The sequence below is a fragment of the Nocardia grenadensis NBRC 108939 genome (assembly GCF_001613445.1).
GTDB classification, from domain to species: Bacteria; Actinomycetota; Actinomycetes; order Mycobacteriales; family Mycobacteriaceae; genus Nocardia; species Nocardia grenadensis.
Genome location: NZ_BDCJ01000023.1, coordinates 1 through 12,120, shown reverse-complemented (window position 1 = coordinate 12,120; position 12,120 = coordinate 1). Strand labels below are relative to the sequence as shown.

General features: G+C 69.6%; 7 protein-coding genes. All 7 read right to left on the bottom strand.

Going from position 1 to position 12,120, the window contains the following annotated elements; all coding sequences use genetic code 11:
* Positions 1-115: 115 nt before the first annotated feature.
* Positions 116-448, bottom strand: a complete 333-nt coding sequence (gene trxA / locus NGR01S_RS23450; RefSeq protein WP_030524460.1) for a thioredoxin — start codon at positions 446-448, stop codon at positions 116-118.
* A gap of 41 nt (positions 449-489) precedes the next feature.
* Positions 490-1,479 (bottom strand): thioredoxin-disulfide reductase, encoded by a 990-nt coding sequence (gene trxB, locus NGR01S_RS23445; RefSeq protein ID WP_063040376.1) that lies wholly within the window; start codon positions 1,477-1,479, stop codon positions 490-492.
* A gap of 145 nt (positions 1,480-1,624) precedes the next feature.
* Entirely contained in the window at positions 1,625-2,485 is an 861-nt protein-coding gene (locus NGR01S_RS23440; RefSeq protein WP_063040374.1) for an RsmA family anti-sigma factor, read from the bottom strand.
* 122 nt (positions 2,486-2,607) lie between these two features.
* A complete protein-coding gene (gene sigM / locus NGR01S_RS23435; protein ID WP_063040372.1) occupies positions 2,608-3,189 on the bottom strand; it encodes an RNA polymerase sigma factor SigM in 582 nt (193 codons plus the stop codon).
* Positions 3,190-3,452: 263 nt separating this feature from the next.
* Positions 3,453-7,286, bottom strand: a complete 3,834-nt coding sequence (locus tag NGR01S_RS23430) for a lipid II flippase MurJ (protein WP_063040469.1) — start codon at positions 7,284-7,286, stop codon at positions 3,453-3,455.
* A 1,405-nt stretch (positions 7,287-8,691) separates the two neighbouring features.
* Positions 8,692-11,304, bottom strand: a complete 2,613-nt coding sequence (locus NGR01S_RS23425) for a DUF6049 family protein (RefSeq protein ID WP_245664729.1) — start codon at positions 11,302-11,304, stop codon at positions 8,692-8,694.
* Positions 11,301-11,837, bottom strand: a complete 537-nt coding sequence (locus NGR01S_RS23420) for an NUDIX hydrolase (RefSeq protein WP_063040370.1) — start codon at positions 11,835-11,837, stop codon at positions 11,301-11,303. Before NGR01S_RS23420 ends, NGR01S_RS23425 begins: the two co-directional genes overlap by 4 nt.
* Positions 11,838-12,120 lie beyond the last annotated feature (283 nt).

The window sequence follows — 12,120 nt, the reverse complement described above, 5'->3', positions numbered from 1 at the left end:
CGCACGACGGAGCGTGGTCGATTCTGTCAGACCCGGACCGGAATTCGACAATCTTGGTCAGGGCATATTACGGCGCGTCGCCGTGTCACGGCCGCCTGTTGGCGTATTCGAGACGTCAGATCACGTCTTCGAGTTCCCGCAGGAGAGCGGCCTTGCCCTTGGCTCCGACGATCTGTTTCACCGGCTTGCCACCGGCAAAAAGGATCATAGTCGGGATGCTCATCACCTGATAATCGCGGGCGGTCTCGGGATTGGCGTCGATGTCCAGTTTGGCCACCGTCAGCTTCTCGCCGTGCGAACCGGCGATCTCCTCCAGCACCGGGGCGACCATCTTGCACGGCCCGCACCAGGTGGCCCAGAAATCGACCAGCACCGGCTTCTCGCTCAGCAGCACATCGTCGGCGAACGACTTATCGGTGACGGTGACCGTGTTGGTGCTTTCGGACATGGGTGTTCTCCTCGATCTCCCGGACGCGACGCGCCCGCGGGTCAGTTCGCTACGGCGGCGTCGACCGGCTGGTCGGCATGGCGCAGCGTATTGCTGGTGATATCGCCCTTTTCGGCGAGCCAGCGTTCGGCGTCGATGGCGGCGCGGCAGCCCGTACCGGCGGCGGTGATCGCCTGCATATAGGTGTGGTCGACCAGGTCACCGGCGGCGAAGACGCCCTCGACGGTGGTCTGGGTGCCCGGTTCGCGCACCTGCACGTACCCCTCGGCGTTCAGCTCGACCTGGCCGCGGACGAGTTCGCTGCGCGGGTCGTGACCGATGGCCACGAACAGGCCCGTGGCGGCGAGTTCGGAGGTTTCGCCGGTCCGGGTGTCACGCAGGGTCAGCGAGGTGACACTGGTCTCGCCGTGTACCCGCACGACTTCGGCGTTGAGGTGGAAGCGGATCTTCTCGTTGGCCTTGGCGCGTTCGAGCATGATGCGGGAGGCGCGGAACTCTTCGCGCCGGTGCACCACGGTGACACTGGCGGCGAATTTGGTAAGGAAGATCGCCTCTTCCATTGCCGAGTCGCCGCCGCCGACCACCACGATGTCCTGGCCCTTGAAGAAGAAGCCGTCGCAGGTGGCGCACGCGCTCACGCCGCGACCGAGCAGGTCCTGCTCGCCGGGGACGTCCAGGTAGCGGGCTGCCGAGCCCATGGCGAGGATCACCGCGTGTGCTTCGTACACATCGTCGCCCACGGTGATCTTCTTCACCGGGCCGCTCAGGTCGATCGCGTCCACATCTTCGGTGCGGATATCGGCGCCGAAGCGTTTGGCCTGCTCACGCATCTGTTCCATGAGGTCGGGCCCCATGATGCCGTCGCGGAAACCGGGGAAGTTCTCCACCTCGGTGGTGGTCATCAGCGCGCCACCGAACTGGGTGCCCTCGAATACCAGCGGCTGGAGTTCGGCGCGGGCGGCGTACACGGCGGCGGTGTAACCGGCCGGTCCGGAGCCGACGATGATCAGGTCGCGAACTGGCGTGCTCATGAGACCCTTCCAGGAAAGCTAGCGGGGACGATTCGGTCAACAACAGGGTAGACGCGCTTTGTTCCCACTCCCCGCGCCCGGCGGGTGCTGTCCGGCGGTGGGCGGCCGCGGAACTCCTGCGATCGCAGCGCGGGCGGGACGATGCCTAGCCGATATCGGTGGTCGTGAGGACATCGGGGTTACCGGGAGCGCAGCCGGGGCCGACCACCAGGGCGGTGATATGCGCTCCGTCCCGGCCGCCGACCAGGATGAGGACCGCTTCGCGGCCGTGGAAGTCCATATCGGCCGACCCCAGCACCGGGCGGTCTATTCCGGCGGCCGCTACGCAGGCGGCGAGTGCCGCGGGGGCGGCCAGGCGGCCGCCGGCGTCGTTGCGGCCGAGCGCGCGCAGTGCCACCGCCGTATCGAGCCCGGGGCCCGGTTCGGTACCGGCGGAGGGCGGCGGGGCCGCTGTGGGGGCGGTGTCGGTGCCGGAACCACCGACGGTGAGGAACGCGGCACCGATGGCGACCACGAATACTGCCGCGGCGGCGAGGCCGGCCGCGAGACGCCGCCGCCTGCGGCGGTCGTCGAGAGCAACGGGCGCGGTGGGGTCCGCGGGCTCGAAAGTCGTTCCTGGACCGGCCCGGTCGAGCGCCGGGGGCGCGGAATCGAATGCCGGTGGTGGGATATCGGCAGATTGCGAATCCTGCGGTGGATCGGCGAGCCCGTTCCACGCGGTATCGGTTCCGGAGCCACCCCCCGGCCGGCCCAGCGATTCGGCCAGGGCATCCAGGCGGGCGGCGACATCGCCGGGAATCGGGCGGATGATCCGCCCGGCGACGCCCAGAGCCTTCAGCGACCCGCGGAGCTCGTCCAGCGAGTCGAGGTAGCGTTTCGCGTCCGGGTCTCGCCGTACCGCGGGCCACAGCCGAGCACTGAGCTCCGGATCGATATTCCCGGCGTGCAGATCGGCGAGCAACTCCGCCGGGAAAGGAGGTTGCGGAATGGGGCTCACGACCTGCACACCTCCAATGCTGCTGCGTCCATCTGACTCGGATACCGATTCCTGCGGCCGGTTTTTCTGTACTCCCTCGGGTACATACCGTTCGGGAGGAAAAATGTGTCACTGGTACTGACGCGTGGGCACTACATCTGGTTCCTCTCCACTTGCAGAGAATCCAGTTCGGTCTTCAAGCGCTGCCGGGCCCGCGCACATCTGCTCTTGACGGTGCCCACCGGAACGCCGAGCAGTTCCGCGGCGTCCGCGACGCTGTAGCCTTCCACGTCGACCGCGACGACGGCGGCCCGCTGGTCCGGTGGAAGCCGGAAAAGCGCGCGTTCGAGCACCAGCGAGATATCGACCCGGCTGTAATCGTCGGAGTCGTCGGATATCTCGGGCCAGGCCTCCGGCGCGAGGAACAATGTGGGCCGTGCGCGGTTGCGGCGGATCCGGTCGAGGCAGGCATTCACCACGATCCGGTGCAGCCAGGTGCGCACCCCGGACTCCGCCCGGAAGGAACCCGCGTTTCGGTGCGCGGAGAGCAAAGCCTCCTGCAGGGCGTCGGCCGCGTCCTCCGGCGTGTAGCAGACGCGTACCGCGGTCTGCCACAGATGATCGTTGTGTCTGCGGATCAGTTCGGCGAAAGCATGCGGTGCCCCGTTCGCGTGGGCTCGCAGCAGATCCGTATCGGTTGTCGTATCCAGCTGGGGTTCCCCTGTTCCCACCACACCGGTTCGTGTTGTCCCGGCACGAACCCCCGCGTTCAACTCGGACGACAATGACCAACCCCTTGGACAGCGCTCACGGTAGCAACGACCGCCGGTGATCCGGCACCGACAGCCGCCGCGGTGGCAGCGTGCGGAATCGTACCCCTGATCCCGCCGGGCTCCCTGCTGAGAGCGCGGAGCGCGATCATATCCCGGCAATCGATTCGGCGGCAACCGATCTCGGCCTGCCCGCGTGCACGTGCGGACCGCTCGGAAGGCACCGATCAGGGTTTGGCTTCGAACCCGAGTTCGGCGATGGAGCTCTGGAACTGCGCCCCCGAATTACCCAGTCCGGTGACCCAGATGAGGACGTAACGCGCCGGTTGATCGGTCCGGATCGGCACCTCGGTCACCCCGTCGGCCAGGACGGCCGTGCCGACGAGCTGGGTTTGATCGAGGGTGGCCGTTTCGGTGGGTGAGGTGCGGATCTCGACATTCGTTCCCGGGGTGGACGAGGTGATCGACACCTTGGTCAGCGTCGCGGGGCTGGGCAGGGTGGCCAGCAGTCCGACACCTTTCTTCAGTGCGGGGAACTGCTGGAAGTACTGATCGGTGCGCCAGGCGGTCGCCGGATCGCCGTCCGTGGTGGTGGCGGCGCCGGACGGATCGTCGGGGGTACCCTCCGGGGAGAACACGACCACTCCGCTGGCCGGCACCGGCACACCGTCGGCCGCGGCAGGTGCCGACGACGGACCCGCCGGCGTCTCCGAGGCATCCGGAGCGCGGCTGGTGGTGAGACCGATGACCTGCTGCTCGTTGAGCGGTTCGCTGGAGTCACCCGGGGCGAAAACGCTGACCAGCCACCAGATGACGATGCCGACGACGAGGGCGGTGAGTATGCCCAGGGCCACCATGATCCACATCATCCGCTGCGATTTCTCGCGTTCGGCGGCGAGCAGTTCCGGATCGGCCAGCGATTCGTCGGCCGGCGACGGAGCCCGCTGCCCGAGCCGCAGCACCGGAATCAAATCGGTCTTCTGATCCACCACCGACGCCTGCTCCAGCACATGCTGGATGGTGGCGGCGGTCCGGACACCCGTATTGGGTTCCAGCGACCGCACCGCCACCGCGGAGATCTCGAACGGGACCTCGGGCCGGATCTGACGCGGCTCCACCGGCGTGCCGTCCGGACCGAAATCGGCCAGGCGCAGGCCGCCGACCGTCGCGGCGTTACCGCTCCCACCCGGGCGCAGCGGCCAGCGGGCGGTCATGAGGGCATACAGCATGGCGCCCAGGCCACGGACGTCACCCTGCGGATCCGCGTCACCCAGGGTGCCGGGGAAGGCCAGCACCGCATCGCCGGACGCGCTGATGCGGATTCGGTCCGGATGGTCGATCGACAGGGCTCCGCCGCTGCGGTGGGCCATTTCGGTGGCCGACGCCAGGATCCGGATGGCGCGTGCGGCACCGATCGGCGACGGGACGGTTTCGGCCATCTCGCGCAGTGACCGGCCCGGAGTCCATTCGGCGACCACGATGCCGCCGGAACTACCGCGCACCACATCCAGCACCCGGGCCAGACCCGGCGAGTTGATCCGGCCCAACCGCAGGGTCCGGGACAGGATCGCCTGCGGACCGTCCTGGCCGGAATTACCGGCGGCCTTCTGATCGGCGTCGACGAAGGTCAGCGCGACCTCACGATCGAGTTTGATATCGAGTGCCTGCCAGAACCGCAGCCCGCGCGCCCCGCCGTGCCCGGCCAGCAGCCGGTACCGGCCACCGGCGACCGAGGCGCCGGGAATGAGTTCGGGGCCGCGCTGCACCCGACTGGACCGGGCCATCGGCGGCACCGGGATCATGCCGGTGTCATAGACCGGGTCGGTGGCCGAGACCGGCGCACCGGTCTGGTGCAACTGCTCTTCCGACAGGTGTTCGCCGGGCTCTCCCGGTTCGTTTCCGTCGTCCGATCCGTCCGCGAAGCGCGCGGTTTCGTCGTCGTCGGGGTAGGCCCCCGCTTCCGACCGCTGCTCCGCCGAGTACGCCGGATCGTGCGCGGACGGTCCACCGACCCCGTGCCGGGTGTGCGGGTCGCCCGGTGCCGACTGCTCCGGGGGAACATCGGTGGACAGGCGACCGCTCGCCGGATTCGAGGAAGAATCGGCGGCTGGGCGCTCGCCCACCGCGTCGTCGCTCACCCTCGGACCTCCTTCGCCCTGGTATGCCGCAACTTCAGCGGTCCTGCCTCTTGTGCTCGTCTGCCGAACAGGGTACGGGAACTGGCCCGCGCCGGTGCGCTCAACCGAGTCCGGCCGGATCACCGGCAGCACCATGGTGCTCTGCGCGTCCATGGCGGAGTCGAAGCCGGAGTACGCCAGATATGGATCCGGCCGGTGCAGAATGCGAGTGGCGTATTCGTCCTCGGCGGGTCCGAGGTCGATCTCGGGGGCCGGCGGGGTGATGCCTAGGCGACGCGATACGGCCACCGTGATCGCGACGACCTCGGGGATACCGGCCAGGCGCATCAACCCGAACGCCACCGCGAACATGACGATCGCGGTGATCCCCACCCGGATGAACGAGCCGGGACCGCCGAGCGATTCGGTCAGCCGGTCCAGTCCCATGACCCGGTCCGCGATGAGCATGACCGCACCACCGGCCAGCGAGGCCAAAAGCACCCGGCTGACCGTGCGCCCGACATTGGCCATCCGCAGATCACCCAGGCTGCGGTGCAGCAGGTAGCCGCCGATCACCGCGCCGGTGGTGAAGCCGAGCCCGGTCGCGACGCCGAGCACGATCACCACCTGCTGGCTGCTGTCGGCGATGAACGGGGCCAGCGCCGAGAACAGGATCTTGACCGTGGTGATCCCGAGAATGATCCAGGTGGGTGTCCACGCCTGTTCGCGGGCGTAGAACACGCGCAGATGGATCAGCACCAGCGAGTACGGGATCAGGGTGAACGCCGAGAAGCTCACCGCGGTACCGAGCCGGGAGGCGTCTTCGGCGAACCGGGCGTAACCGAACAGCGCGTCGCCGACCTGCGGACCGGCGATCGTCAGGAAGGTGACGATGGGGATGAGCGCGATCATGGTCAGCCGGGTGGCGGCCGAGAGATCGTCGACCACCGCGGGGGTGTCGTCGTTGGCGGCGTTGCGGCTCAGCCGGGGCATGATCGCGGTGAGCAGGGTGACGCCGATGACGCCGTAGGGCAGCTGGAGCAGCAGCCAGGCGTTCTGGTAGATCGCCGGGCCCGCCTCGTCGGCCTGCGAGGAGATATTGTTCGCGAAGATGGCGCCGATCTGGCTGATCAGCACGTACAGGATGATGGCGGCCGCCATCGTGCCGAACTGTTTGAGGCGGGTGTCCACCCCCCACAGCGGGCGCAGATCGATGCCCTGGCGGCGGATCGCGGGTAGCAGACCGACGGCCTGCACGACGACGCCGAGGGTGACACCGCAACCCAGCACGAGCAGTTTCGGGTCACTCATCCGCACCGGGTCCAGCGTGATCTCCCCCGGTGTCAGCGCGTACAGGCCGAGTACGACCAGGACCACCACATTGTTGAACACCGGTGCCCAGGCACCCGGTTTGAACGCGCCCCGGGTATTGAGGATGGCGGTGAACATCCCGGACAACCCGTAGAACAGCACCGCAGGCACCAGCAGGAAGGTGAGTGCCGTGGTGAGGGCGGTGTTGACCTTGCCGTCGGCCGAGACGAAGACATGGGTGGCCAGAATCGGCGCTGCCGCGGTGGCCAGCAGCGCGGCGGTGCCGAGGATGACCGAGGCCGCGGTGACCAGGCGCCGGATGAAGGCGGCGCCGCCGTCGGCGTCCTCCTGTTCGGCCCGGACCAGCGTGGGGACCACGATCGCCGTCAGCACCGCCCCCAGTACCAGTTCGGCGATCATGTTCGGAATGAGGCTGGCGGAGGTGAACGAGCTGGCGACGGCCGGGCCGAGCACCGCCAGCAGCAGGAGCTGTTTACCGAAACCGGTGATACGGCTGATCAGGGTGGCGATCGCGATCGACCCGGAATCCTTCAGCAGTCTGGCCTGGCTGTTGTCGGCCTTGTCCGGGACCGCGTCCGCGGCGGGTTTCTCCGCGACGGCGACCGCGGGCATCCGGCCGGTGCCCGGCCGATTGTGCGCGGGAACCGCGTCGGCGGCGACCGGTGCGGGTTCGCGGCCCGCCGGTACCTGACGGAAAGGCTGGGACGGTGGCGCCTGCCGCGACGCGGCCGGGGCGGCAGGCGGCTGCTGCGGCCCGGGCCGGTTGCGCACCCGGGGCTGGGATTCCGGCGACTGCGGCCGGGCCTGGGGAGGCATCGGAGGCCGGTCCTGGGGCCCGGTGCGGCCCGGCGGCGGACCACCGGGGGGTGGCGGCTGCATCGGCCGCATCCGTTGCGCGGGGAACGGCTCGGAGGACGGGCCCGCACCGTCTGGAAGAGGGCGCCCTTCGTAGGGTCGTCCCGGGCTCGGCGGGCGAGCACCGGGTGCCGGCGGCCGACCCGGCCCGGGCGACCGGCCCGGGGGTGGCTGCTGACGGCCGCCCGGCATCGGCGGTACGGCGGCCTGTGGGGGTCCCGGGGGGGCGGGCCGTCGCTCGGGGGCAACGGCCGGGCGGGCACCCGTGGAAGGCGCGGAGCGCTGTTCTGGTGGGACAGCTGGGCGGGCGCCCGTGGAAGGCGCGGAGCGTTGCTCGGGTGGGAGCGTCGGACGGGCACCCGCCGGTGGTGCGGAGCGCTGTTCCGGTGGGATGGCTGGGCGGGCACCCGAGGGGGGTGCGGAGCGTTGCTCGGGTGGTACGGGCGGGCGGGCACCCGGCGGATTCACGGGCCGCCCGGGCGGCTGATTCCGGGGCATGCGCGGATCCGGCTGCTGCGGCCGGTTGGGGGTATAGCGGTCCTCCCCCGGATGCGGGCCGGGACGAGGTCCCGGTCCCGGCCGCGAACCGGGCGGGACGGACCGATCCGCCGGAGTGCCGGAGCGCTCGGGCCGGCGCAATTGCGGGGGCGGCTCCGGGAACGCGCCGGCGCGGTCGCGGTCCAGTTCCGGATCGCCGGGATGGCCGGTCATATCCGTCTCCGAGCCGGGAGCCCGAGGTGCTCGCTCCCACGGTGCGCTGGGGGACCGGCGGGCTCGTGGACCGTCGGGTTGTCGACCGGGCTGCTGCCGATGAGCGGAGGATTCATCGTCGCTCATCATGCCTCCTGTATCGCCCGGACCCCGCGCGGCGGTTGTCCCCTGTGTCGCGTCGAACACATTGTCTCGGCGTTCGCGCCCGACGAACGGCCGGCAACGCGTCCGAATACGCACCGGCACCCGGGTGAACCCGGGCAGCCGGTGCGCACCCCTCCATCTTCCACGGGTCCCGGGTCCGGGTCACCCTCTCCCGGCCGTGTGCACCACGCCCGGCCGTCGGAGCTCCGGAGCCGGCCGCCGAACAAGCGGCGACCACGCGGCACACGGAAGCCGAGGTTCTCGGGAAACCGACGCCGATCCGGTCCGCCGGCGTGGGAATCCGCCGCTACACCCGTTCCCGGCCGCGCGTCGCCTCCCGGGTCGCCTCGCTTACCTGTGGCGCGGAACGGCCTCGCCCACGGCGACGCGCCCGGCCCAACCGGACCACCCGCTGCCGCAATCCGGGATCGATACCTTTGTCGGCGGGATCGCGTTTACCGTGGAAACGCCGCCACAACCGGCGACCGGCCAGCAGGAACAGCAGGGCGGCCGCGCATGCGGTGATGATCGCCAGAATCTGGCCGTAGGCGTTGGATCGCACCGAGATCGAGGTGGCGTAGCCCAGCGGCACCCCGTCCGGAGTGCTCAGTGAGATCGGCACCACGAGTTTGCGGCTGTCACTGACCTCGGTCGGGATCTGGAACGACCGGGTACCGCGCGGCGGCAGCAGCTGTTCACCGATATCGGTGATCTTGGTTTCCGCCGGTGCGTCGATCCGGAACCTGATCCGCACCGATACGGGCAGATCGTTGCGGGCCACCAGCAGCAGCGGACTCGACTCGGAGGCCAGCGTGTACACCCCGCCGGGCGGCAGCACCGTCACCGAACGGAAGATCTCGTCGACCGTCGATGTCGCCTTGTCGACCCGGCGCTGCGCGAAGACCTCGGCCTGCGCGGTGGGACCGCCGCGCCGATCGGACAGCGATAGCGCGCGCACCAGGTCGTCGCGCAGCGGATCGAGATAGGCACGCGGGGTCGGCGCCGCCTCGGGCACCTCCACCATCGCCTGTAGCAGCTGCGAGATCCGATGCGACTGGTCGCGCGCGGGGGTCGCGAAATGGACCGGCACCGCCTCCACGGCAGCCTCCGGCAGTGGGGTCAGCTGATACGGGACCGGATCGGGCGCTTGAGCGACGAGATCGTCGAACGGTCGGGGGTCGACCAGTTTGTTCTCGACCAGCAGGTCGAGCTGGCGCAGCAGCGCGGCGGCCTCGTCCCGGTTCGCTCCCCACTGCTGCGGCGGCATGATCAACTGCGAACGCGGCCGGCCCGGATCGGCCTGCAGCGCCCGCCAGGACACCGCCCCGAGCGCGTCCTGCAGTCGCGCGGTCCGGGAATCGTTGGTCACCGCGTACCGTGCCGATTCCGGTACATAGGCCGGCGTGGGCGGATTGGATCCGACCCCGGCCAGCGCGGCCGCGGGCCAGATATCGAAGGCCGCCACACGGAGCGCCGGATCGGACGTCGAGGAACCGCCACCACCCGGTTGCGCCGGCGCGGCCCCCGCCGGGGTCTGTGCCGGCGCACCGGCATCCGGCCGGGCACCGTCGTCGGCGGTGTCACCGGCGGGTACGGCATCGGGAGTGGCACCGGACTCGGGAGCCGGCGCGGGCGGAGCCATCCCCGGCACGCCGGGCAGCCGCACCAGATCCGGGACGGCCGCGTACGGATCGCCGACGCCGCCCTCGGGCGCCACCGCATTGGCGGCCAGCACCGCGGTCCCGAACCCCTGGTTCTTCAAAAGCTGTGCCGCGCCCTGGTCCAGGCTGCTGGCGTCGGGCAGGCTCACACCGCGAACGGAGCGGGTATTCAGGACCGAGTCGACGATCGTCGCCGGCGCATCCAGCGCCCGCGCGGTCAGCGCGGGATCGGCGGCCGCCGCCAGCGCCTCGATATCGACCTGGGCGAAGGGCAGCGCCACCGTGCACATCGAGGACGCCAGATTCCGCAACCGGTCCAGCCAGGCGTTCGCCGACTCGGTCCCCGCACCCGGACGCGTCGCGCCGTCCGGATCGGACGGACTGGCCAACACGCGATAATCGCTGGTCATGGCCTGCACGGTGAGTAGCAGATCGGGATCGATCGCCAGGCAGACCGCCGAGGACGGACCGTCGGCCGCCCGATCGTCGCCGAAAACCGACTCCAGGGCGCCCACCAGTTCGTCCAACCGGCCCCCGCGGCTCACCGACGCGGCCAGCTCGTCATCGGTCAGCTCGACCTCCCGATCCAGATCGCCGGTCTGCCCGGCCACCATGCGGGGGCGATCGGCCAGCGGCCACAGGAGAGTGGTCTGCACCGGCGGAGCGGCGGGTGTGGGTAGCGGCGGAGCGCTCCCGTCCGCGGCGGCCGGCAACCCCAGCACCGGCAACAGGAACCGCGCATCGTCCAATCGCGCCTGGCCACCATAATCCGGGGTCCCGTTGACATTGAGCAGCAGCGGGTACACACCCGGTTCGGTGATGTTCAGCGAGGTCCCCGACGCGTCCCGCAGCGGGACGGTCATGGTGAACTGTTGCCGCTGGCCCGGTTCCAGCCGCACCGCGACATCCTGGAAAGGCGTCGGCAGTTCGTAATTCACCTGGTCGAGCTTCAGCGCCGTACGCAACTCGCTGGGATCCGATACCGGCCGCGCCCGCTGCACCCGCACGGCCACCTCGTCTACCCCGCGGTCACCGATATTGGTGACGGTGCCCGCTACCGTGAGCACCGACTCGCTCTGCGCGGTGACGGTGCCCGGACTCACCGAATCCAGGGATAACTTCAGGAACTGCGGCATCGAGTCGTCCTCTGCCGATCCCGTGGGCTGGGCGTGAGCCGGGGATCCGAGCAGCGCGGGCAGCGCCGCCGAACCGAGGATGGTCAGGATCACGAGCATGATCCGACTCAGTCCACGCGTCATCGCTTGCCGGTCTCCATCCGGTCGATCAGGCGGTTCGCCACCTCGGCCAGCCTCCGCTCATCCGCGTAGGCCAGCCTCGAGTTCAATTCGCTCAGCGGTACCCAGTCCACCTGGGTTACCTCGACATCCGCGTCGGACAATTCACCACCGACCGAACGCAGCAGAAAATGATGCACCGTTTTGTGTACCCGCCGACCCTCGGTGACGAACCAGTAATCGATACTGCCCAATTCGGCGACGACGACGCCTTGGATACCGGTTTCCTCGGCAACCTCCCGGATTGCCGTTTGTTCCGAGGATTCACCCTCTTCGATATGTCCTTTGGGCAGCGACCATAGCAGCCGGCCCCGCCGGTCGGTACGGCCGATCAAAGCGGCGCAGCGCGCTTCCGCCGGACCGTCCAGCCCATCGACCACCAGCCCCCCGGCCGAAGTCTCCCGCACGGTACGCATACGAGGTTTCGCCGCACCACCGGCCGAACCACGACGCCGCGGCTGGCGGCGTCTACTGTTCGCACGATCGGCCGGAGACACTACGCAATACTAGAGCAGTGTTTATTGGCGACGCCTCCGGCGTCGCGGGGTCGAGGCCCCCTTGGTCCCGCCGTTCAGCCGCCGAGACTCGCGCCTTCGGCGCATGCACTTCGACGGCTGAACGGCGGGACGGGCCTCGACCCTTTCAGGGCCTCGCCGAACTCGGCACCGACAGGTCGCTCCTGTTCGTGAAAGCGAACAGACGCAGGCTGACCGGACGGTCAAGTCGGCATCCGACCCGAAGATCGAATGCCGACGCAACCCGCATGTGTCGAGTGTTACG